At 69.0% G+C, this 24,440-nt stretch carries 11 protein-coding genes; 3 read left to right on the forward strand and 8 right to left on the reverse strand.

The features are described 5' to 3' along the window. The 7 genes from ACE3O1_RS01060 to ACE3O1_RS01090 form a co-directional block, all read right to left on the reverse strand. On the reverse strand, positions 1-3,537 hold the full coding sequence (locus ACE3O1_RS01060) for a PKD domain-containing protein (protein WP_374311542.1): 3,537 nt from the start codon (positions 3,535-3,537) through the stop codon (positions 1-3). 239 nt (positions 3,538-3,776) lie between these two features. After that, complete coding sequence (locus tag ACE3O1_RS01065) at positions 3,777-9,761, reverse strand: PKD domain-containing protein (protein WP_374311544.1); 5,985 nt, start codon at positions 9,759-9,761, stop codon at positions 3,777-3,779. A 256-nt stretch (positions 9,762-10,017) separates the two neighbouring features. Further along, positions 10,018-14,964: a PKD domain-containing protein gene (locus ACE3O1_RS01070; protein WP_374311546.1), complete on the reverse strand. Its 4,947-nt coding sequence runs from the start codon at positions 14,962-14,964 to the stop codon at positions 10,018-10,020. A gap of 34 nt (positions 14,965-14,998) precedes the next feature. Beyond that, positions 14,999-15,445: a DUF4352 domain-containing protein gene (locus ACE3O1_RS01075; RefSeq protein ID WP_374311548.1), complete on the reverse strand. Its 447-nt coding sequence runs from the start codon at positions 15,443-15,445 to the stop codon at positions 14,999-15,001. A 318-nt stretch (positions 15,446-15,763) separates the two neighbouring features. Continuing rightward, positions 15,764-16,621, reverse strand: a complete 858-nt coding sequence (locus ACE3O1_RS01080) for a hypothetical protein (RefSeq protein ID WP_374311550.1) — start codon at positions 16,619-16,621, stop codon at positions 15,764-15,766. Next, complete coding sequence (locus ACE3O1_RS01085; RefSeq protein ID WP_374311552.1) at positions 16,618-17,535, reverse strand: glycosyltransferase family 2 protein; 918 nt, start codon at positions 17,533-17,535, stop codon at positions 16,618-16,620. Before ACE3O1_RS01085 ends, ACE3O1_RS01080 begins: the two co-directional genes overlap by 4 nt. Next, positions 17,532-18,266, reverse strand: a complete 735-nt coding sequence (locus tag ACE3O1_RS01090) for a CDP-alcohol phosphatidyltransferase family protein (RefSeq protein ID WP_374311554.1) — start codon at positions 18,264-18,266, stop codon at positions 17,532-17,534. The genes ACE3O1_RS01085 and ACE3O1_RS01090 overlap by 4 nt, the downstream gene beginning before the upstream one ends. Before the next feature lie 115 nt (positions 18,267-18,381). Here ACE3O1_RS01090 and ACE3O1_RS01095 point away from each other — a divergent pair, with 115 nt between their 5' ends. Continuing rightward, positions 18,382-19,404, forward strand: coding sequence for a glycosyl transferase (locus ACE3O1_RS01095; RefSeq protein ID WP_374311556.1), 1,023 nt, complete (start codon positions 18,382-18,384; stop codon positions 19,402-19,404). A 5-nt stretch (positions 19,405-19,409) separates the two neighbouring features. Beyond that, entirely contained in the window at positions 19,410-20,336 is a 927-nt protein-coding gene (locus tag ACE3O1_RS01100; protein WP_374311558.1) for a glycosyltransferase family 2 protein, read from the forward strand. Positions 20,337-20,397: 61 nt separating this feature from the next. Here ACE3O1_RS01100 and ACE3O1_RS01105 read toward each other — a convergent pair whose 3' ends face one another. Next, positions 20,398-22,032, reverse strand: a complete 1,635-nt coding sequence (locus ACE3O1_RS01105; protein ID WP_374311560.1) for a hypothetical protein — start codon at positions 22,030-22,032, stop codon at positions 20,398-20,400. Positions 22,033-22,382: 350 nt separating this feature from the next. Here ACE3O1_RS01105 and ACE3O1_RS01110 point away from each other — a divergent pair. After that, the coding region (locus ACE3O1_RS01110; protein ID WP_374311562.1) for a metallophosphoesterase at positions 22,383-24,440 on the forward strand (2,058 nt) is incomplete at its 3' end.

Consider the following 24,440-nt stretch of genomic DNA (forward strand, 5'->3'; position numbering starts at 1 on the left):
TCAGCGAATCTCGAGATCGTCGACCCTCACGATCACCGGGACGTTGGTCGTCGATCCGGACAGGTAGGAGAGGACACCGACCTGTCCCGCGCCCTGCAGCTCGCCCTGCGAGTCGGTGGCTGTGACGAACCAGCCGCCCGGCTCCGTCGTGCCGTCCGGCCAGACGTTCGCGTTGAGCGTCGTGACTCCGCCGACGGTCGAGCTCGTCAGTCGAAGCCGGAGGCCGCCAGCCGCGGTGTGCGTATACCCCCCGAGGCTCCGATTCACCAGCAGAGTCTCCGTCGTGCCCACGAGCTTCGCCAGCGAGACAGTCACGGCCCCTGTGGCGGCGACCCGCAGCTTGAGCCGGTACTCTCCGGCAGCGCTCTTGTGCACCGCGTAGTTGAAATGCACGCCGCCGCCGTTCGCGACGCTCCCCGTTCGGAAGAGCGCGCGGGCGTCGACGTTCTGAGCGGAGACCCCCGCCAGCGTCGCGCTGCGCGTCTGCCCGGCGTTGAGCGAGATGAGCCCTGCAGCGCCGTCGACCGAGAAGGAGGGCGCACTGTTGACAGTCCATGTACCGCCGACCGTGGCCGATCCCCACCCGTCCGCGACGGTTCGCGTGAATGCGTCCTGCGCGACGAAGGTCTGCGCCGCCACCGTCACCGACTGCGTGGCGGGGGCGCTGGTTGCGCCCGTGCTGTCGGTCACAGTCAGCGAGGCTGTGTAGGTGCCCGGTGCCGCGTAGGTCTTCGTGGGGTTAGCCTGCGTGGAGGTCGTGCCGTCGCCGAAGTTCCAGGCGTATCCCGTCACCGTGGCCCCGCCCGAGGCCGTCGATCCCGTGCCGGTGTAGTTGACGGTCAGCCCCGAGGCGCTGGCGCCGATGACGGCGACCGGAGCCTGATGCGGACCCGACGCGTTCACGGTGCGAGTGGTCGACGCGGTCATGCCTGCGCTGTCGGTCACCGTCAGCGTGACGGTATACGAGCCCGGAGCAGCGTACGTCCGGCTCGCGTTGACGCCTGTCCCGGTCGAGCCGTCGCCGAAGTTCCAGGCGTAGGACGTGATGGTTCGTCCGCTGGGAGCAGTGGATGCACCCGCGTTGAACGACCAGGAGAGGTCCGAGCCCGAAGTCGTGAACGACGCGGTCGGCAGGCTCTGGCCGCGACCGAGCGCGTAGTGCTGCGCGATCTGCGATCCGCTGAGGACATGGGGGTAGATCGCAACCTCGTCGAGTGCGCCGTTGAAGAAGTTCGACGTCGGACGGTTCGGCCAGCCGCTCAGGTTGTCTCCACCGATGCGCCAGAAGCCGGTGAACAGCTGACCGGCCGTGGCCGAGGGATCGGAGGCGACCAGGTTTCCGTCGACGTACAGCTGCACGCCCGTCCACGGGTTGAGCTGCGCGACGGCGTGATGCCACTGGTTGTCCCGATACGTCGAAGGCGAGGAGATGACCTTCTGCACCCCGGGCGAGACGCCGAAGACCAGCGCGCCGTCGTTGCGCATGTAGAGGTGACGGTCGTAGCTTCCCGAGTTGCCCGAGGAGCCGTTGCCATAGCCGATGAGCTTCCCGCCGCTCGACGTCGATGTCTTGAACCAGAGCTCGAGGGCGAAGGCCTCCTCGACGACCGTGGTGTCGGTCGAGCGGGCGAACCCGCTCGTCGAGCCGTTGAAGGTGGAGGAGCCGTTCGCCTCGCCGGCGAGGCTGTCGTCGGACGTGGTTCCCACCCCGCCGAACGAGACGAGGTTGTTCGAGCCGGCCAGGTCGGTGCCGCCGCCGGACGGGCCGAGACGCCAGTATGTGGTCGCCCCGTCGTCGAGGACGGTGTCGGCGTACGACGACGTCGAACTGCCGTTGACGGTGAGCGTGACATTCGCGCTCGTCGCACTATTGCCGTCGCCGTCGCGCGCGATGACGCGGTATGTGCGGCTGGAGCCGGCCGGGATGCCGCCTGCTGCGAAGGTGATGACGGGGGTGAACCAATAGGTCGACTTCACCACCTTCGAGGCGATCGGGGCGGTGCCGCCCGAGGCCCACAGCTCGTACGTCATGTCGAGATCGTCACGATCCCAGTTGGCTGGGATCTTGACATGCGCCGTGCCCGCGCTCACCGAGCGCGCCGTCGGCGTCCAGTTCGCGCCGGACAGACGCGGACCCTGGTCGGCGCCGGTCGATGGCGTGCGGGCGAACCGCGCGATGCCTTGGTTGCGCTGCCCGTTCACCAGGGGGAACTCACCCCCGAAAAGGACATATTGGCTGTTGCCGGTGACCGTCCACGCCGCCTGGCCGGAGCCGGACGCCGTGCCCGTCGTCCAGTCCGGATACCAGTTCACGGCGGCGGGCGCCGGGTAGCCGGTCCAGTCGGCGTAGATGCTGTTGACATATGGGCTGCGGGTCAGCGTGCCCTTCGCCGCGGCGGTGTAAACGCTCGAATTCCGCATATTCCCCGGAGACGGATAGGCCTGCGGCATCCCACCCGCCGTCTGGCAGTCGTGCTCGTGACCCGTCGAATACACGTTCGTGCCGTCGGAGAAGACGCCGTAGTGGTCACCGTGGCAGTCTGCGATCCAGCTGACGGCGCCTGTCTGCCCATCGGCTGCGAAGAGCCCCTCGAGGTTGCCGATCGTCGCGTTCGAGTAGACCCACCCGGTGCCGTAGACCTTCGAGCTGTCCGCGGAGAGCGCCCAGATGCCCGCACGGCCGGCGAGGGTGCCCGTGGCCATACCGTTCTTGACGACGCTCGTCACCGCCCACGGAAGGAGTGCGCCGGTGTTGAGGTCGAGCGCGCCGAGGCCGCGGGAGGTTGTGCCGTTGATCTTCTCGAACCGGCCACCGACGATGAGCTTGCCGCCGCCGGGTGCCATGACCATGGTGTCGACCTGGAGATCGGGGGTCGGAGCCCATCCGAGGACTGCGCCATTCGACGCGTTCACGGCAGCGAGGTTCTTGCGCGTCACTCCCCCTGCGGCGCCGATCAGCCCACCGATATAGACGGTGCTGCTCGTGGCGACGATCGCGTTGACGTACGAGCCGCCGATCGCTGGCATTACGGTGTTGAGCAGCGCACCCGTGGAGGTGTCGAAGACCGCGAAGTTCCAACGTGTCTGACCGTTCACCTGGTTGAAGGAGCCGCCGACGTAAAGCCGCGAACCGTCAGGAGAGACGGCGAGCGCCTTCACCGTCCCGTTGATGGTGGGCGCGAAGGACGTCGCAACGCCCGTAGTGATGTTGTAGGCGAGGATGTTGCTGCGCGGCATCAGGTTCTGACCCGCGCTGGCACCTGCTGGGCGCGCATTCGAGAAGCTCCCGCCGGCGTAGGCGGTGGAGCCGTTGACGACCTGTGCCCACACGATGCCGGAGTCGATCTGCACCGTCGGGAGTGCATCGGCCGTCACTGTCGAGGCGTTGCGCTGCTCGATCGGCGCCGGCCCCGGCGCCGCGGCGGCCGGATCGGCCACCGTCGCAACCAGACCGGCGGCGATCAGCACGCCGACGGCGAGGATGCTCGCCGTTCGACGGAGACCGCGCGAAGACGTCGACGATACTGCGTTGTGCATCAGGAACCCCCCTGGTTCCGGTGCCGCACGGAGCGGCTACCCCAGACTGCTCGCCAGCTCTAGAGACACCGCCTCTCCCAGAAATACACGGCGCTCTTGAGCGAGAGGCTAGCACTCGACCTCTCTTCGCACGAGGGGTCGGCCGCAATTGCGCGACACATGCCCGCAGCGGAATGAAGACACCCGCCTCCGGCGTGGGACGGAGGCGGGTGCCTGGGTGCTCGATGTGCGCGTGGGGGTCAGCGCACCTCGAGGTTATCGACGCTCACCACGACGGGAGCGTTGGTCGCGGACCCAGAGGCGTACGCGACGACTCCGACCTGGCCGGGACCCTGTAGTTCGGCCTGCGCGTCCGTGGCGGACACGAACCACGCGGCCGGCTCAGCCGTTCCGTCGGCCCACGCCTTCGCCGTCAGCGTCGTCGAGCCGCCGGTCGTGACCGACTGCAGGCGCAGCTGGAGCTTCGCCCCCGCTGCGTGCGTGTAGCCCGTCAGCGTCCGGTTGGAGACGATCGTCTCGGTCGTGCCGACCACCTTCGCGATCGACACCTGCACGACTCCGGTCGAGGCGATGCGCAGCTTCAGGCGGTAGTCGCCCGCCGCGGTCTTGTGCACCAGGTAGTTGAAGTGCAGGCCGCCCCCGTTCGCCACTTTGTCGGAGGAGAACGTCAGCCGCGCATCCACGTTCTGGGCGCTCACCCCGGTCAGCAGGTTCGTGCGCGTCTGCCCCGCGGCGACCGACGCCCGGCCGACGCCGCCCGCGACCGAGAATCCGGCTGCCGTGCCCCAAGCACCCCCGGTGGGAGCAGTGCCCCATCCGGTTGCGACGGTGCGCTCGAAGTCGTCCTTCGCCATGAAGGCTTCGGAGGTCACGGTGACGGCCTGCGACGCGGTGGCAGCGGCTCCGAGGCTGTCGGTCACCGTGAGGGTCACTGTGTAGGTGCCCGCGGCGGCATAGGCGTGCGACGCGGTCGCGCCGCTTCCCGCCGGAGTCCCGTCGCCCCAGTTCCAGGAGTGCGTCAGGGTCGCCCCGTCGAACGCCTGGGAGCCGGAGCCGTTGACCGAGAGCGTGAGACCCGATCCCGACGCAGTGAACGAGGCCACCGGGTTCGCGTGAGCCGCCGTGATCGCGACCGTCTTGGGTGCGGATGCCGCCCCCGTGCTGTCGGTGACGACGAGCTTCGCTGTGTAGCTGCCTGCGGCGTAGGTGTGCGTCGGCTTCGCCTCGGTCGAGGTCGTGCCATCGCCGAAGTCCCACGCGTAGCCCGTGATCGTGGCGCCGCCCGACGCGGTCGAACCGGTGCCGTCGAATGCGGTCGTCAGACCCGTCGAGTTCGCACCGATCACCGCGACCGGAGCCGCGTGCGGCTGACCGGCGCCGAGCGAGGTGACGCGGATGTCGTCGACCGAGACGACGACCGGGGCGTTGGTCACGGTGCCCGTGGCGTACGCCACGACGCCGACCTGACCGGCGCCCTGCAGCGACGCGACGGAGTCCGAACCGGTCACGGTCCAGCCGGCGGGCTCCGTCGTGCCGTCGGCCCAGACCTTGCCGCGCAGCGTCGTGCTGGCGCCCGCACCTTCGGTCTCGAGGCGGACCCGCAGCTTCGCACCCGCGGTGTAGGTGTACCCCGTCAGGGTCTGCGTGGCGAACGTCGTCTCCGTCGTCCCCACGACCTTCGTCAGGCTGGCCTGGACGGCTCCCGTTGCGAGCGTGCGCACCTTCAGCCGGTACTCGCCCGCCGCGGACTTATGCACGACGTAGCTGAAGTGCAGTCCGCCGCCGTTCGCGACCTTGTCGGCCGAGAACACCAGGCTCGCGGACAGGTCGTCGGCGGCGGTGGCTGCAAGAGCCGGAGCGCGCGTCTGACCGGCGACGAGGCTGATGCGGCCTACGCCGCCCGCGACCGACATCGAAGTCAGCGACGTCCACGCGCCGCCGACGTTCGCGGTGCCCCAGCCGGACCCGACGGTCCGGGTGAAGTCGTCGTTCACGACGATGGTCTGCGCCGCCACGGTGACGCTCCGGGACGTGGTGGCGGTGCTCCCGAGGCTGTCCGTGACGGTCAGGGTGATCTCGAAGGTGCCCCCCGCGCCGTAGCTGTGAGTCGCCGTCTCGCCTGTTCCCGCGGGCGAGCCGTCGCCCCAGTTCCACGAGTAGGCGAGCGTCGCGTCGTCCGAGGCCGAAGAGCCCGAGGCATCCACTGCCACGTCCAGCATGCTCGACTGCACTGTGAACGAAGCCGTCGGGTCTGCGTGCGTCGTCGTGACCGCTGCTGTCTTGGTGGCCGTCGCGCCGAGGCTGTCCGTCACCGTGAGGGTGACGGTGCGCTCGCCCGGGCTGTCGTAGCGATGCGTCGCGGTCTTTCCCGAGCCCGCGGCCGATCCGTCACCCCAGTTCCACGAGTAGGTCAGCGTCGCACCGTCGGACGCCGAGGAGCCCGTCGCGTCGACGGCCACCGAGAGGCCGGAGACGTCGGCGGTGAATGCCGCCGTCGGGTCCGCGTGCGCCACCGTGACGTCGATGGTGGCCACCGCGCTGGTGAAGCCCTCCGAGTCCGTCACCGTGAGCGACACCGTATAGGTGCCCGCGGCGGCGTAGACGTGGGTGGGATCAGCCTGTGTCGACGTCTCACCGTCGCCGAAGTTCCACGCGTAGTCCGTGATGGTCGCGCCGCCCGACGTGGTCGAGTCGTCGGAGTCGAAGCCGACGGTGAGGCCGTCGACGTCGGTGCCGATCTTCGCGACGGGTGCGGCGTGCGGCGGCTGGATCACGACCTGGGATGTCGCCACTCCGGTCCGCCCGGCCGAGTCGGTGACGGTGAGCGTCGCCGTGTAGGTGCCGGGCTCGTCGTACGTGTGCGACGCCGTCGCTCCGGTGCCGGTGCTGCCGTCGCCGAAGCTCCACGCATAGTCCGTGATGGTGCGGCCGGGCGTCGGCGTGGAGGCCGTGCCGTCGAAGGTGCGCGACGCGCCCGTGCCGGTGACCGTGAACTGGGCCTGCGTGGTCGGGAGGTCCTTGGCGATCCGGTAGTGGTCGTCGACCTCGTTCGCCGACAGCGTGCGGCTGTACGCGGAGAAGTCGTCGAGCTGGCCGGCGAAGTAGAACGACGCAGGCTGCGAGGGCCATCCGCCGATGTTGTCCCCGCCGATGCGCCAGTAGCCCTCGTAGTCCTGCGCGCCGGTGATGCCGGCGTCGGATGCGACGAGCTGTCCGTCGACGAACAGCTGCTCGCCGCCGGCTCCGACCTGGGCCACCACGTGGTGCCACTGGCCGTCGTTGTACGATCCCGGGCTCTGGACGACCGCTGCCCAGCCGAGCCACACGCCGAAGACGAGACGACCGTCGTTGGCCATGTAGAGATGGCGGTCGTAGTTGCCGGAGTTGCCGTCCGCCGACCCGCCGTAGCCGAGGATCTTCCCGCCGTTGGTGGTGGTGGTCTTGAACCACACCTCCGTGGCGAACGGCGTCGAGGCGGGGATCGTGCGCGAGGTGCGGCCGAACGCCGATCCTCCGTCGAACGTCGCCGAGGCGGAGCCCGGCAGCGCGCTGACCGCGTCGGAGGTCGAGCCGGCACCGGGGGTCGTCACGAGGTCGCGGTCGCTCACCCAGTCGACCTTGCCGAGCGCTCCGCCCAGCGACCAGTGCACCTGAGCCCCGTCGTCGATCACCCTCTGGGTGTAACGGGCGGCGGCGGTCGCAGGCGCGGCCGCCGTCACCGTCTTGGTCACGGCGGGGCTCGCCGCTCCCTTCGAGTCCGTGACGACGAGGGTCACCGTGTAATCGCCCGCTGTGGTGTACGAGTGAGTCGGCGTGACCTCTGTGGAAGTCGCACCGTCCCCGAAGTTCCATGCGTAGGAGACGACGTCCGCGTCGCCGGACGAGGTCGACCCCGCGCCGGAGAACGTCACCGTCTGCCCGGCTGCGGCGACGTCGATCACCGCGGTCGGCGGCACGTGGGGGCCCTTCGCGATCTCGTAGTGGTTGGTGATCTGCGACGCGGAAAGCGTGGTGTCGTAGACCGCGAACTCGTCGATCGAGCCTCGGAAGTACGACGTCGCCGGCTGGTCGGGCCAGCCGTTCATGTTGTCGCCGCCGATCCTCCAGTAGCCCGTATAGGTCTGCGCACCGGTCACGGTGGAGGAGCCGACGAGCTGTCCGTCGACGTACAGCTGCTGACCGTTGGACCCCTGCTGCGCCACGAGGTGGTGCCACTTGTTGTCGTTGTAGGCCTTCGTGCTCTGCACCGTTGCGGCGAACCCGGGGTACGTGCCGAATACGAGCTGGCCGTTGTTCCTCATGTACACGTGACGGTCGTAGCTGCCGGAGTTGTCGCTGTTGTTGTTGCCGTAGCCGACGATCTTGCCGCCGGAGGTGGTGTCTGTCTTGAACCACAGCTCCGTGGCGAAGGCGGATCCGACGTTCGCCGTCGCGGTGGTGACGGCGAATCCGTTGCCACCGGGCATCGCCGCCGAGCCGCCGGTCTCGCCTGCGAGGGCGCCGTCCGTCGCGGCTACCGCGCCGTTCTTGAAGACTGCGTCGTTCGTACCGGCCCAGTCGGCTCCGCCCTCGGTACCACCGAGGCGCCAGAACAGCGATGCGCCGTCATCGAGGACCGCGTTGGCGTACTCGGACGCGTCGGCCGAGCTCACGGTGACCGTCACCCAGGCGCTGTTGGCAGAGTTTCCGTCGGCGTCCTTCGCCACGACGCGGTAGGTCCTGACGGCCCCCGCAGGAAGCTCGTTCGCAGTCAGCACGACGTTGGGCCTGTTCCAGTAAGTGGACTGCGCCGTCGAGGAGGCCACGGGGGCCGACTTCCCCTGCTCGTAGAGCTCATACGTGAGGTTGAGGTCATCCCGGTCCCAGTTGGCGGGGATGGCGATGCGGGCCGTGCCGGCGCTCACCGAGCGAGCCGTCGGCGTCCAGTTGGTGCCCGAGAGGCGGGGTGCCGACTTGGGCCCGCCGGGCGGAGTCTTGGAGAACCGGGTGATTCCCTGGCTGCGCTGGCCGTTGACGAACGTCTGCTCGCCGCCGACGACCAGGTACTGTCCGTTGCCGGTGGCGGTCCAGCCCGCCTGACCGGAGCCCGAGGCGGTCCCCGTCGTCCAGTCGGGGAACCAGTTGACCGCCGCCGGCGCGGGGTAGCCTCCCCAGTCCGCATAGATGTCGTTCACGGAGGGCGAGGTGGTCAGCGTGCCCTTGGCAGCTGCGGTGTAAACCGTGGCGTGGCGCATGTTGCCTGGCGCCGGGTAAGCCTGCGGCATCCCGCCCGCGGTCTGGCAATCGTGCTCGTGGCCCGTGCTGTACACATTCGTGCCGTCGGAGAAGATTCCGTAGTGGTCACCGTGGCAGTCGGCCACCCAGCGGATCGCGCCGCTTCCGGCCTCCGCGGCGAACAGCCCCTCGAGGTTGCCCACCCATTTGTTGGCGAAGACCCAGCCCGTGCCGTACACGGCGTCGTCATCGGCGGTCAGCGCCCAGATCCCCGCCTTGCCCGCGTTGCCGTCGGTCGCAGGCACGCCATTCTGCACCGTGGCCGGAGCCGCCCACGGAAGGATGCTGCCATCGGCCAGGTCGAGCGCGACCAGACCGCGCTGGTTCGCCCCGTTCACCTGACCGAACCGGCCTCCGACGATGAGCTTTCCACCGCCGGGCTCCAGCACCATCGTGTCGACCTGCAGATCGGCCGTCGGCGCCCACGCGACCACCGCACCGTTGGCGGCGCTGGCCGCGGCGAGGTTCTTGCGCGTGATCCCGCCGGCGGCTCCGATGAGCCCGCCGAAGTAGACCGTGCTGTCGGTCGCGACGATCGCGTTGACGTAGGACCCGCCGATGGCGGGGCGGAAGGTGGACAGCAGCGCGCCGGAGGCGACGTCGAATGCCGCGACGTTGAAGCGGGTCTGGCCGTTCACCTGGTTGAACGAGCCGCCGACGTACAGGGTCCGCCCGTCGGGCGACACCGCGAGCGACTTGACCGTGCCGTTGATCGTCGGCGCGAAGGATGTCGCCACACCGGTCTCGATGTCGTAAGCGAGGATGTTGCTGCGCGGCATGAGGTTCTGGCCCGGCGTCGCCCCGGCAGGACGGGCGTTGGAGAAGCTGCCGCCCGCGAAGACTGTCCGCCCCGCGATCACCTGGGCCCAGACGATGCCCGAGTCGATCTGAACTGTCGGCAACGGGTCAGCCGTGACGGTGTCCGCGTTGCGCTGTTCGATGGGCGCCACCCCCGGAATGGGATCCGCGGCAGCGGCTGGTGCCGCCGCTCCGAGCGCGAGCCCGGCGATGACGACGGCCGAGACCGTCGCGCCTGCGACGACGCTCCGAAGTCTCGATCCCCATGCCGAGGCAAACGGCTTCCCACCCATGTGACTTCTCCCCAATTTTCCGAGACGTCTCCCCAGACGTCCGCTCCCAAGACTGCTTCGTCCTACTGCAGCAGACGCGGACCGCCGAGGTGCTCTCGGCGGTCCGCCATCGCTGTTACTTCACTTCGAGGTTGTCCACGCTCACCGTCACCGGCACGTTGGTCGCCGAGCCCGACAGATACGTCAGGATCCCGACCTGGCCGGCCCCCTGCAGTTCCGCCTGCGCGTCTGTCGTCGAGACGAACCAGTCCGTCGGCTCCACCGTCCCATCGGCCCAGACCTTGCCCTTGAGCGCCGTGGTGCCACCGGAGGTGACCGCCTGGATGCGCAGCTGCAGCTTGGCGCCTGCCGTGTGCGTGTAGCCGCTGAGCGTCCGGTTGACGATGAGGGTCTCGGTCGTGCCCACCACCTTCGCGAGGGACACGGTGACGGCACCCGCGGACGAGATCCGCAGCTTGAGCCGATAGTCGCCCGCCGTGCTCTTGTGCACGAGGTAGTTCATGTGGAGACCACCGCCATTCGCGACGACGTCGGAGCTGAACACGAGTCTCGCGTCAACGTCCTGTGCCGACACCGCGGTCAGCAGGTTGGTCCGGGTCTGGCCGGCGTTGAGTGTCGCTTTGCCGACGCCGCCCGCCACCGAGAATCCGGTGGTCGTCCCCCACGGGCCACCCGTGACGGCGGTTCCCCAGCCGGTGGCGACCACCCGCTCGAAGTCGTCCTTCGCGATGAACACCTCCGGCGGCGCGGTCACGGTGACCTGCTGAGAGGTCGAGGACGACCCACCCAGCGCGTCGCTGAGGTTCAGCGTCACGGTGTAGGTCCCCGCCGCCGCGTACGTGTGCGTCGCGGTCGCTCCGGATCCCGCCGCCGTTCCATCGCCCCAGTTCCAGGAGTATGTCAGGGCAGCACCTTCGGAGGGCGTCGATCCGGAACCGTCGACGGTGACGCCGAGGTCGCTCGCCGATGCGGTGAACGAAGCTACTGGGTTCGGGTGCACGTGTTCGCTCACGGTCACGGTCTGCGACTTCGTGGCGGTCCCTCCGAGGCTATCGGTGAGCGTCAGCGTGATGCTGTACGTCCCGGCCGCCGCATAGGTGTGCGAAGCTGTCGCGCCCGAGCCGGCCGCGCTCCCGTCGCCCCAGTTCCACGAGTACGACAGCGTGGCACCGTCGGATGCCGTGGAGGCGGAGGCATCCGCCGACACGGACAGTTCGCTCGGCGTCGTGGTGAACGACGCGATCGGGTCGGCGTGCACCGGCGCAGCCGATGCCGCGGTGTCGACGATGACCAGGTCATCCAGCGAGACGGTCACGGGAACGTTCGTCGTCGAGCCCGAGAGGTACGACAAGACGCCCACCTGACCCGCGCCCTGCAGTTCGGCCTGGCTGTCGGACGTGGACAGGAACCATCCCGCGGGCTCGGTCCCGCCATCGGGCCAGACGTTCGCAGTGAGGGCGGTCGCGCTTCCGTTCTTCGACACGACCCAGTGCAAGTTGAGCTTCGCGCCACCCGTGTACGTGAACCCGGTGAGGTTCTTGGTCGCCAACGTTGTTTCGGTGGTGCCGACGAGCTTGGTGATGCTCGCTGCGACCACCCCAGTGGAGAGGGTTCGGACCTTCAGGCGGTACTCCCCCGCCGACGACTTGTGCGCCGTCAGGTTGAAGTGCAGTCCGCCGCCGTTGGCCAGCTTGTCGGCCGACACGACCGCTGTCGTGTCGATGTCTCGCACGGAGACGGCGGTGAGTGCGCTGGTCCGGGTCTGCCCCGCGTTGAGAGCGATGTTGCCCGTGCCGCCGGCGACCGAGAATCCGGTCGTGCCGCTCCACGCGCCGCCGGTCGGGGCGGTCCCCCAGCCGATGGCGGCGGTGCGCTCGAACTGGTCGCGCGCCGCGAAGACCTGCGACGCTACCGAGACGTTGACACTCTTGTCGGCCGTGGCACCGAGGCTGTCGGTGACCGTCAGGACGACGGAATAGATGCCGTTCCCCGGGAACGTGTGGGTCGGGCTGACGCCCGAGCCGGCGGGAGACCCGTCGCCCCAGTTCCAGGAGTACTCGAGCGTCGCTCCGTCGGATGCCGACGAGGTGGTCGCGTCGAAGGAGACGGTCAGTCCCGCAGCGGACGACGTGAAGGCCGCCACCGGTGTCGCGTGGCTGACGGTGACATCGTGGCTGACGGGCGCGCTCACAGTGCCGAGGTTGTCCGTCACGGTGAGCGTCGCCGTGTAGACGCCGGCGCTCGCATAGCGGTGCGTCGGCGAGGCCTCCGTGGAGGTCGAGCCGTCACCGAAGTTCCAGGCGTAGTCGGTGATCGTCGCTGCGCCCGAAGCCGCCGAGGCCGAGGAGTCGAATGTGACTGTGAGTCCGGACACGTTCGGCGAGAACGCGGCCGTCGGAGCTTGATGCGGCGGGGCCGCCGTCACCGAAGAGGTCTTCGTCGCCGTGAATCCCGCGCTGTCTGTCACGGTCAGCGTGACGGAGTAGACGCCCGCGTCTTCGTACGTGTGGCTGGCCGTGACACCGCTGCCGGTCGTCCCGTCGCCGAAGCTCCAGGCGTAAGACGTGATCGTCCGGCCGGACGGCGCGCTGCTCGCGCTCGCGTCGAAGGATTTCGCCATCTCGTCGCCCGTCGAGGTGAACTCCGCGGTCGGCATCGACAGACCTGCGCCGAGCGCGTAGTGCTCGGACACCTGCGCCGCTGTGAGCGGGGCGGGGTAGACGGCGAACTCGTCGATGCGTCCGTTGAACCAGCTCGAGCTCGGTGCGCTCGGCCAGCCATTGACGGTGTCGCCGCCCACGCGCCAGTAGCCCGTGATGGGACGAGCGGATGCCGTCGTCGTGTTATCAGATGCCACGAGGACACCGTCGACGAACAGCTGCATTCCCTCCGTCGGGCTGAGCTGGGCGACCGCGTGGTGCCATTGGTTGTCGCGGTAGGTCGCTGCGGACTCGATCGTCCGATTACTGCCCTGCCACACGCCGAACACCAGCGCGCCGTTGTTGCGCATATAGAGGTGGCGGTCGGGGTTGGACGAGCTGCCCGACGTCGCGTTCCCGTAGCCGACGAGCTTGCCGCCGCTGGACGTCGACGTCTTGAACCATAGTTCGGTCGCGAATGACGTGCCGACCGGCGTGACGGACGAGGAGCGCGCGAGACCGCTGGAGCTGCCGTTGAAGACGGCCGAGCCGTTGGCCTCGTTGGCGAGAGCGTCGTCGGTGTTCGTGCTGACGCCGCTGCTCATGACCGCGTTGTTTCCGCCGGCGATGTCGGCGCCGCCCGTGGCGTTGCTGCCGCCCAGGCGCCAGTAGAGGCTCGCGTTGTCGTCAAGCACCGACGTGGCGTAGGCCGAGCCTGCGGCGCCGCCGATCGTCAGCGAGACGTCTGCGCTCCGCGCGGAGTTTCCGTCGCCGTCCTTGGCAACGACGTAGAACGTCTGGGTCGAGCCGGGCGTGAATCCACTGGCCGACAGGACCAACTTCGGGCGATTCCAGAACATGGACTGCGCGGTCGTGGCCCCCACCGGCGAAGTGCCGCCCTGAACCCACAGCTCGTACGTGAGGTCGAGATCGTCGCGGTCGAAGTTGGCAGCGAACTGCACGCGTGCGGAGCCGGACTCGACCGATCGCGCGGTGGGCACCCAGTCGGCGTCGCTGACGCGCGGCCCCTGCTTGGCGCCGCCGGGCGGCTCGACGGCGAACCGCGCGATGCCCTGGCTGCGGATGTTGTTCACGAGTGGGAACTCACCGCCGACCAGGAGGTAGTCGCCGTTCCCCGTGGCGGTCCAGCCCGCCTGACCTTGTCCGCTCGCGGTGCCGGTCATCCAGTCGGGATACCAGTTCACGGCGGCGGGGGCGGGGTAGCCGCTCCAGTCGGAGTAGATCGAGCCCACGGATGGAGAGCGCGACAGCGTGCCCTTCACAGCCGCGGTGTACACCGTGGCGTGGCGCATGTTGCCCGGGTTCCCGCTGCCCTGCGGCATTCCGCCGGCTGTCTGGCAGTCGTGTTCGTGCCCCGTGCTGTAGACGTTCGTGCCGTCGGAGTAGATGCCGTAGTGGTCGCCGTGGCAGTCGGCGATCCAGCGGATCGAGCCGGTCTCGCCTTCGAGTGCGAAGAGGCCCTCGAGGTTGCCCACGGTGACGTTCGAGTACACCCAGGCGGTGCCGTAGACGCCGCCGCCGGCGTCGGTGGAGACGTTCCAGATGCCCGCACGGCCGGCGAGCGACCCCGTGGCGAGGCCGTTCTTGATCGTCGCGTTCGCGTTCCACGGCAGGAGTGCGCCCGTGACCGGGTCGAGGGCGGCCATGCCCCGGGAGGTCGTGCCGTTCACGGTCTCGAAGCGGCCGGCCGCGATGACCTTGGATCCGGAGGCGTTGATCACCATCGAGTCGACCTGCAGGTCGCTCGTCGGCGCCCACGAGAGCACGGCGCCGTTCGTGGCGGAGACGGCCGCCAGGTTCTTGCGCGTGACACCGCCCGCCGCGCCGAGGAGCCCGCCGAAATAGATCGCGTTGTCGGTGGCGACGATGGCGTTCACGTACGAGCCGCCGATCGCCGGCTTCCACGTCGTGAGCAGGGCACCCGTGGCGATGTTGAATGCGGCGACGTTCCACCGCGTCTGCCCGTCGACCTGGTTGAAGGAGCCGCCGACGTAGAGCGTCTTCCCGTCGGGCGAGACGGCGAGCGCCTTGACCGTGCCATTGATAACGGGGGCGAACGAGGTGGCGACGCCGGTGTTGATGTCGTACGCCAGGATGTTGCTGCGCGGCATGAGGTTCGTTCCCTGGCCGGCGCCGGCAGGACGCGCGTTGCTGAAGCTGCCGCCCGCGAAGACGGTGTTCCCCGCGATGACCTGTGCCCACACGATGCCCGAGTCGATCTGAACCGTCGGCAGCGGATCGGCCGACACCGTCGCATCATTGCGCTGCTCGATCGGGGCCGGTCCCGCCGTCGAGACGGCGGAAGCCGGTGCCGCGATCCCCACCACGGCACCCGCGGCGACGACGGCCGAGACCGCCACCCCCGCGATGATCTTGCGCAGATTAAACGCCCCAGCGTTCATTTTGTTTCCCCTCAACCCCGTGAAGCTCTTGTGCCTACACGTCGCCCGTGAAGAGCGCGATCGGCGCGCCCGCGATGTACTCGACGGTGACCTGCAAAGAGTCCCGCTCGTCGGCGGGAAGCCGGAACACGTAGATCCCGGAAGTCGTCTCGCCCGGCTCGACGGCACCGGCGAACGGGCTGTACGGCTCGGACGTCGTCGCCTGCCCGAAGGAGTCCTTCGATCCCGTCACCGAGACCATCGCCGTGCTCAAATCGATCGGCTCATCGGAGCTGTTCTCGACGGTCAGCGTCAGCGCGACGGCCGGGCCGGCGATCTCGCCAGGCGTTTCGGCCGTGACGTCGAGCTGCTCGACCTCGGAGATGGTGACGTTCACTCCGCCCTCGAGCTCAGCGGTTTCGCCCAGCTCCGCCTCCTGCGTCGGGCCCGGATCGACCGGCTCGACAGTCTCCTCGATGGATCCGCCGTTCGGCGCGGGCACGGTCGCACTCGGCGACGGGCCGGAGTTCTGAGTGCCGGGCGTCGGCTCTGCGGGAGTGCAGGCGCTCATCGTGAGCGCGCACAGTGCGGCCCCCGCGACCACCGCGCTCAAACGAATAGAAAGACGCCTCAGCGTCGAACGCTTCCCCACGCTCATCCCCCAGATGTGCATCTCGCCACGCACGCACCCAACGAACGCGACGATCCCAGATTTATCGCGGACACCGGTTCCCGCCGGCGTCTGCGTGTATGTCCCCAGGTTGACTATAACAGCGGATGCCGCATCCCGAACCTCAGGGTTTGCCCAAGGAACCGGAGATCACTGAATCGTGCGGACTGACGGTCGCAGCGGATCGACGACGACGCTCAGGCGGTCCTCGGGACCGAATTGCGTGTGCGCTTCGGTCATGGAGGTCTCCAGGCGCAGCGACGGCCCCGCGAGCTGCTGCGCGATCTCCGGGAAGCTGGAGTAGTGCGGCGCGAGCAGATGCGTGCTGCTCGCGAGCAGGTAGAGGTCCACTACCGACGAGATGAGCGCGGCCTTGGTGTTGTAGCCGCCCTTGTCGCCCAGGGCGACCGTTCCCGGTACAGCGTCGATGACCTCTTGCTGCGCCTGATCGGTGTCGGCGGAGAGGAAGAAGCGGACGCCGGGATGCTCGGCGGCGACCTGCCTCATTCGCTTGATGTACCAGCTGACGGGTGAGTGCTTCAGCGTCTCGGTGTTCGAGACCGCATGGGCGCGCACCATCACCCCGACATATGGCGTGTCTGCGAGGTGGCGAGAGTAGAAGGAACTCACCCTGCCGGCGATCTCGGGCACGGGTGCGAGTTCCTGAAGCTCCTCCCCCCATGATCTCGCCCCCGCCGGCAAGTGCAGCGCGTGGGCGGTGCGGATCTGCCAGACGCGATCCTCGCGCGCAGCGTCCAGCCACTCGAGGTCATGACGACGGTACGGATGCCGCAGCGTCAGGAGTCGCGACCGCAGAGTGCTGATCCGCTTGCGGCCGAACTGCCACAGCTCGTCGAAATCGGCGCCGAAGTCGGGCCCGGTCGGCCAGACGAACGCGAAGTCGCGATCGGAGAAGCGCGCGAGCGAGAGCCCGCCGAGCGTCACGCGGAGCCTGTTGCCCAGCCCGTGCCGCTTCCGGGTGACCGCGATCACAGTTCCGTTGCTCATGAGACCTCCGCGCCGGCGCGTCGGCGTCGGCGAAGGTAGGCCAGGCCCGACATCGTCCCGCGCACGGCGGGCAGGATCGTCCGCGTCGGATGGAGGAGCTGCCGACGGCCGCCGCGCATGAGGATGTGCCAGGCCGCCGGGACGGCGCGCCGTGCCCAGCGGCGTTGGCGACGACGGTCGAGGTGCTGCGCGGCGAACACGAGCCGATTGCGGACGTTGTAGAAGTAGTAGACGGGCGACTTCCCCGCGGTCCGGGTCTCGTCCGCCTGTGTGCCGCCCGCGCTGTGGACCGCGCGCACCGTGTCGTCCACCTTCAGCACGGCGCCGGCCCGGGCGGCGCGCACGGAGAGATCGACATCCTCCCAGTAGAGGAAGTAGTCGTCGTCGAAGCCGCCCAGCTTATCCCACATCGCGCGGCTGATGGCGAAGCACGCTCCGCTCAGCCACATCTCCGAGTCGGGATAGCGCCGGCCCTCGCGGATTCGCCGCACCGACCCCGTGTCGAGGTCGAGCTCCATCTCGGAGGAGAAGTGGCCACCGTCCGGGCGGACGACCAGCGGAGCGACCACGGTGCCGGGGTCGGCGATCACGGCGGCGGCCAGCCTCGAGACACCATCGCCCTCGAGGTAGGCGTCGGGGTTGAGCAGCACGTACGCCGCAGCATCCGATCCTGCCGCGCGTCGGGCCGCGGCGTTCATGCCCGCCCCGAAACCGAGGTTGGTCTCAGGCGTCACCAGCTCCCAGCCCTCCTGCTCCGCGCGCGCGCGGGCGGCCTGGCGCTCGTGCTCGGTGGTGTAGTTGTCGACGACGACCACCAGCGCTCCGTGCGGGAGCGCGGTGCGCCCCAGGTTCTCTGCCACCATCGCGGACGAGCCGTAGCTCACGACCAGCACGGCGGTGCGACCACCGGTCATGGGGTGGCGTTCTCGCGGTCGATCCGAGCCATCTGACGGAACCACGTGATCGCAGCGGCGACGAGGAACGCCGTGCATGCGACGAAGAGCAGCGAGTAGACGCCGAAGAACACGAGAGGCCATCCCCACAGCACGAACGCGAGCATCAGGATGCCGTAGTCGGTCGGCAGCAGGAGGATCGAGCGGAGGATGCCGCCGCCGCCCGTGCTGTGCGCCGAAGCGACGCCCCGCTTGCCCTTGAGCAGGTCGTTGAGGATCATCGCGAAGAACGTCGTGTTGGCGACGATCGTGAACGCGATGGGGACGAGCAGCCACGTCTGCGGGATGTCGGGCGACTTGCTGAGTCCGACCAGGACCGCGAGGTGCAGCGACGAGATCTTCGCTGCGTCGACGAAGTGGTCGAGCCATTCCCCGGCGAGCGAGCCCCCGCCGCGCAGGCGCGCAACTTGACCGTCGGCGGAATCCCATGCGTAGCCCAGAGCGAGGAGCAGCCAGATGACCACTCCGATCACCGGGGAGGCAGGAACGATGGCGATCAGCGCGATCGCCGTGAATGTGAAGACGGCGCTGACCAGCGTGACCTGGTTGGGCGTGAGCCCGATGCGGTACGCCACTGCCGCCAGGAGGCGTCCGACCGGCCGGTTGATGAACACGGAATAGGCAGGTGCGCCGCGAGCCCGTCCCTTCTGGGCGCTCCGAAGTCGTGCGTACGTCTGTGAGATGGATTCCACCCGGGACCTCCCCGAAGATGACGGGCGTCTATGGTGCCAGTATGCCGGTCGAGCGCGCACGCTCGCGTCACCGCTAGATTGGGCGGGGGTGGTGCGGATGCGGCGGATCAGGGTCATGCAGTCGTTCGGCGTACCCCGTCCCACCACGAATCCGTACATCGTCATGCTCCAGGACGCGCTGCGACGGACGCCCGGACTCGAGCACGTGCCCTTCTCGTGGCGCACAGCGATCTTCGGACGCTACGACGTCTTCCACGTGCACTGGGGCGACACCCTTCTGGCCGCCGGGAGCTGGCACACGCGCGCCGGCAAGCGCGCCGCGATGGCCGTGCTGCTCGGCCGCCTCGCCGTCACCAGAACGCCCGTGGTGCGGACGGTCCACAACATCACGCCGCCGGAAGGCTCGCGGGTCGACGTGGCGCTGATGACGGCGCTTGAGGGGCGCACGAAGCTCCGCATCCGGCTGTCTCCCACCACACCCGAGGTCCCGGGGATCCCGTCCGCACTGATTCTGCACGGCCACTACCGCGACTGGTTCGCCCCGATGGCCAAGAACGCGGCCACCCCCGATCGGCTGGCGTACGTCGGCTTGATCAAGCCGTACAAGGGCGTGGAGCAACTGCTCGTCGCCTTCGAAGAGGCGGTCGCCGATCGCGAGCAGCTTCGGCTGACCGTCGCAGGACGGGCCTCCGACCCCGACCTCGGCCGCGCGATCACCGAGTTCGCCGACCGCCTCCCCTCGCTGGAGGCGGATCTGCGCTACCTCTCCGAGGAGGAGTTCGTCTCGATCGTGTCGGCAGCGTCGGCGATCGTGCTGCCCTACCGCCACATGCACAACTCGGGCTCGGCACTCGCGGCGCTGTCGCTCGACCGTCCGATCCTCGTCCCCGACAACGAGACAACCCGGCTGCTGGCCGCGGAGGTCGGGCCCGGGTGGGTCCACTTCTTCGGAGAGGAACTCTCTTCGGAATCGCTGGTCGCCCTCGCGGAGGCCGCGGCCGCCGGCATGGACGGCCGTCCCGATCTCTCCGCCAGAGACTGGGACGATGCCGGCGCAGCGCACGCCGCGGCGTACCGTGACGCGCTCGCCGCCGCCCGACCGCGCCGCAGCGCCCGCTCGAGGCCGGAAGGAACCTGAACCTGATGCTCGTCGTCGTCGCCATTCCGACCTTCAAGCGCCCCGCCGCTCTCGAGAGCGCGCTCTCCTCCGTGACCGCCCAGGCGCGTGAGAGGACTGACGGCCACACGACCGTCCGGGTCCTGGTCATCGACAACGATCCTCTCGCCAGCGCGCGCAACGTCGCGGAGGCCTTCGGCGCGACATACTGCGTCGAGCCCCAGCCGGGGATCGCCGCGGTCCGCAACCGCGCCATCGACGAGGCATCCGATGCGGATGCCGTGATCTTCATCGATGACGACGAAGTGCCCGAGGATTCCTGGCTGCGAAACCTTCTCCGCGCGCACGCCGAGACCGGAGTGCACGCCGTCGCCGGGCGCGTCGTGACGCGTTTCCCTGACGACGTCGAGGAGTGGGTGCGCGCGAGCGGCGCGTTCATCCGCCCGGTGCGCGCCGACCGACAGGCCATGACGGAAGCGGCGACCAACAACCTGCTGCTCGACCTCGCCCTCATCCGGCCGCTCGGTCTGCGGTTCGACGAGCGGTTCGGGCTCACGGGCGGCAGCGACAGCATGTACACCCGCCTGCTCGTCTCGCGTGGGGGGGTCATCCGGTGGGCGCAGGATGCCGTCGTCGTCGAGCAGGAAGAGGCGTCGCGCTTCACCAGGGCGTGGGTGCTGATGCGCACCTTCCGGTTCGGCAACACCGCCGCGCGAGTGGACATCGCCCTCGCCGGCTCCGCATCGGCGCGGATGCTGGCGCGCGTGAAGATGTGCGTGCGCGGCGGGGCGCGGGTCGCGGGGGGCTCCGTTCGCTGGGTGTGGGGGTCGGTCTCGAGATCGCTGCCGCACCGGGCGAGGGGTCTTCGAACGGCGTACCGCGGTGCGGGGATGATCGCGGCCGCGATCGGCTACGCGCACGACGAGTACGGGCGTCGCCGCTCAGCCGCCTGAGGCGTGATGACGATGGCCCCCGCTCTCGAGGAGCGGGGGCCATCGTCGGTCGTTCGAGGCGCTACCTCACCACTGTGTAGGTGGTCATCGGCAGACCCGTGGCACCCCACACGTTCGCGGTGAGCGCGGGCGCGTTCGCGGCCGGCGCGATAACCGCGCAGTGGCTGTACACACGCTCCGGTCCGAAGACGTTCCCCGAGATCGCCGGCGAGAATGCGCTGGGGGTCGGCGCGATGTTGACCGTGCAGGCACCGCCCTGGAGATAGTTCTCGGCGATCCGAATGCTGCCGAGTCGGGTGCGCGACGTGTCCTGCGAGATCATGATCGCCGCGTTGTGGGCGTCCTCCATGCGGTTGCCCTCGAGGACGATGTTCGTGCCCGCCTGGATCTGCACGGAGTCGTCGTGGGTGGGCGTTCCATCGCGCAGCGGGTCCGAAGACGAGTACGTGCTGTCGTGGAGCCAGGAGTCCCTGACCGTGACGTTGCTGCCCAGGACGCGGATCGGATCGACGACGCGGTGCACGTCGACGCGCAACGCGGTGAAGTTGCTGCCGAAGATGCCGTTCCACGTGGTGTTCTCCACCGCGGCGGCGATCTCCGAGTCGACGATCGTGAAGGGAGCTCCCGACACGACGTTGTTGACCAGGCCCACGGAGCGTGCGGTGGACGTGCCCACGATCTTGGAGTTCTTGATCACCGCACCGGGGGCGTTGACCGTGATGATCCCTCGCACCTCGAGCCCGTCGATCACCGTGTTGGGTTCGTTGATCGTGATGTCGCCGTTGTGAACCCTCAGGACGACGCCCGCGGGCACGCCGGTGTTGGACGCGTCCGGATACCCGCTCGTCGGCGGCGTCGGAGCCGGAGTGGGAGTCGGCGTGGGAGTCGGCGTCGGCGTCGGCGTGGGAGTCGGCGTCGGCGTCGGCGTAGGAGTCGGCGTCGGCGTGGGAGTCGGCGTCGGCGTCGGCGTGGGAGTCGGCGTCGGCTCCGGGGCGGTGGGCGTCGTCGGCTCCGGCGTGGGAGTCGGCGTCGGGGCCGGGGCAGCGGGTGCCGCAGGGGTGGACAGCGTGGCCGAGCGCTGGGTCACATTCGCCGTCATCCCCGGCGTCGACGAGGAGATGTAGAAGCTGTAGTCAGCTCGCCCGGCACTCGTGAGCGGACGGCTCGAATCGGAGTGCCCGAGGGACACCGACGTTCCACCGACGGTCACCTTCCCGCGAAGCACCGTGGTAGTCGAGCCGGAGATGCGGAACGACAGCGCGATGGGCTTGCCCGCTGCGAGCTTGGCGCCGGCCAGCTTTGCGGTGCCGAGCGGAGTGAGCGTCTCGACCCCGCCACTGCGCGTGGACTTCTTGAACGAGACCGCAACAGCACCGGTCGGATAGACGCGCGACTGCAGGACGTAGGCGCCGCCGCTGTTCGAACGGAGCCGAAGCGCCGTGTAGGTTCCGCTGCCCGAGCGCGGGAGCTTTGGAAGGTTGAACGTCATCGACGCCCAGCCCTCCGTGCCGCTGCCACCGATCGAGACGACTTTCGTCGAACCGGGCTTCAGAGTGAGCGTCGTGGTCGCGGTCGCCGCGGTGGAGACGCCGAGGATGCCGCCCGCCGCAAGTGCGACGGCGGTGATGAGGGCTAGAACGCGGGAGTTTCTCTTGGTTTTCTTTTCGAGTTTGCGAAGGGACGATCGAGTATGCACAGGCCACCTGGGGAGTTGTACGCGAGGTTTCGGATCTGCCTGGGGTGCAGACCTCGCGCGTGGTCGGGTCCGGAAAGCGTAACTGAATCGTGACAGTAAACCCAATATCTGAGAGCAATCTCATTGTCAAGCGATTTCCCGGCGCGTCTTCATCGACGTCCCGCGGCCTCGCACGGCTCGGCCGCAACTGACAACGCGGGACCCCGTATCGCGCACCTCTGCCGGTGTGTACGATGCGAGCAAACGGCATCCGATCACCCTGGGGAGGTGCATCGATGCGAACGCATCCGATGTGGCGTGCGCGTGCGGCGGCAACGCTGGGGACCATCGCGCTGAGCTTGGCGCTGGTCATGGCGCCTTCCGTGGCCGAGGCGACCGGCGCGCCGCCGGCGAACCCGGTCCTCGTCGCTCCGGCCAACGGCGGAACGACGGCTCCCGGGTCCTCGCTCAGCGTGCGGGCCAGCGATCCCGACGACGCGTCGCTGCAGGTGACTTTCCACGCCGCGGCGCGAGGAACCGTCGAGCCCGGCGCGGGCGGATCGCCGTTCACTTTCCTCGTCATCCCCGACACGCAGAACTACGTGCTCACGCAGACCAACACACCGCTGCTGCAGTCGCAGCTGCAATGGATCGTCGACAACCGCTCGTCCTTGAACCTCGCCTTCGCCGCGGGGCTCGGCGACATCGTCGACAACCGGATCTCCGACGCCCAGTGGGGTCGCGTGACCACGAGCATGGCGATCCTCGACAACGCGGGCATCCCGCACTCCGTGATCCCCGGCAACCACGACTTCGATCTCACGACCGGCGACTTCTCGAAGTACAACCAGTACTTCCCGGTGAGCCGCTACCGCGACGCCTCGTGGAACTCGGCGAACGCCTCGTACGGCGGCTACTACGGCCAGAACCAGTTCGGTCCCGACGCCGCCGACCGCCAGAACATGAACAACTACGCCCTGTTCCAGGCAGGTGGCATGAAGTTCCTGACCGTGAACCTCGAGCTGAACCCGCCGGACGACGTGCTCGCCTGGGCGCAGCGCGTGCTCGATGCCCACCCTGACCGCCGCGCGATCGTGAGCACGCACAGCTACCTCAACGTCCTGGGAGCGCTCAGCGGCCAGCAGCTGCGGACGGATGTCGCCGGCAACAGCGGTGCGCAGATCTGGCAGAAGCTGATCCGGCCCAACTGCAACATCTTCCTCGTGGTGAACGGCCACTTCACCGACGGACTGGACGGCGAGGCGAACCGCACCGACCTGAACGACTGCGGCACCGCCGTCCAGTCGGCGCTCAGCGACTACCAGGGGCGGCCCAACGGCGGCGACGGCTGGCTGCGGTGGTACACCTTCACGCCTTCGGCGGGCACGGTCGCGGCAACGACCTACTCGCCGACGCTGAACCAGTACGAGACCGACGCGGACAGCGCATTCACCTGGAACTACGACATGACCCCGCCGGCGGATCTGCCGGTGGTGGGTCAGCAGAACGTGTCCGCCGGCGGCGTCGCGTCGACCCCCGTTCCCGACGTCCCGGCGGGCACCGTGCTGGACTGGTATGCCACGGTCAGCGACGGCACGAGCGTCACGCGGGGTCCGACATGGTCGACCACGGTGCAGCCGCCCGCGTCGACGCCGCTCGCCGCCGACACCTTCACCCGCTCGGCGACAGCCGGCTGGGGCACCGCCGAGACCGGTGGCGCATGGACCGTCAACTCGACCACGAAGCTGTCGGTGACCGGCGGCGTCGGGCGCATCTCCTCCAACGCCGGATCGACGCTCACGGCCACTCTGCCGACGATGGACGCGACAGCGGTGGATGCGCGGGCGACGGTCGCTTTCGACCGGGTGCCCGACCGGGCGCTCACCTTCACAACGGCGGCGCGGCAGGTCGGCTCCAGCGCCTATGCGGCGCGGGTGGTGACGAACCCGAACGGCACGTTCACGCTCCACGCCATGCGCGACGGCACGGCCCTCGCCGGGGGCACCGTCGCCGGATCGACGCTGACGCCGGGGGCGAAGCTGCGCATCCGCATCCAGGTCGAGGGCACGAGCCCGACGACGATCCGGGCGCGGGCCTGGCTGGACGGCGCCGCGGAGCCGACGTCGTGGACCGCCACCGCCACCGATTCCACGGCGGCGCTCCAGCAGCCCGGTGGTCTGCGATTCACGAGCTACCTCAGTTCGTCGGCGACGAACGGACCCGTCATCGTCTCCGTCGACGACCTCTCCGTGACGCGCCTCGGCACCGCACCACCGCCGCAGAACGTCGCGCCCACGGCCGACTTCACGTGGCAGGCCGACGGCCTCACCGTGACCGCGAACTCGTCCGGCTCCACCGACACCGACGGCACCATCACCGCACGCGCCTGGTCGTTCGCCGGCACACCCGCGACCGGAACCACCGCCACG

The sequence above is a fragment of the Microbacterium sp. genome, assembly GCF_041909575.1.
GTDB lineage: Bacteria > Actinomycetota > Actinomycetes > Actinomycetales > Microbacteriaceae > Microbacterium.

Bases quoted from the DNA above. Each gene is read 5' to 3' on its own strand.
- ACE3O1_RS01085 (WP_374311552.1), bottom strand. From the start codon at position 17,535: ATGACCGGTGGTCGCACCGCCGTGCTGGTCGTGAGCTACGGCTCGTCC.
- ACE3O1_RS01100 (WP_374311558.1), top strand. From the start codon at position 19,410: ATGCTCGTCGTCGTCGCCATTCCGACCTTCAAGCGCCCCGCCGCTCTC.
- ACE3O1_RS01095 (WP_374311556.1), top strand. From the start codon at position 18,382: ATGCAGTCGTTCGGCGTACCCCGTCCCACCACGAATCCGTACATCGTC.
- ACE3O1_RS01060 (WP_374311542.1), bottom strand. From the start codon at position 3,537: ATGCACAACGCAGTATCGTCGACGTCTTCGCGCGGTCTCCGTCGAACG.
- ACE3O1_RS01080 (WP_374311550.1), bottom strand. From the start codon at position 16,621: ATGAGCAACGGAACTGTGATCGCGGTCACCCGGAAGCGGCACGGGCTG.
- ACE3O1_RS01070 (WP_374311546.1), bottom strand. From the start codon at position 14,964: ATGAACGCTGGGGCGTTTAATCTGCGCAAGATCATCGCGGGGGTGGCG.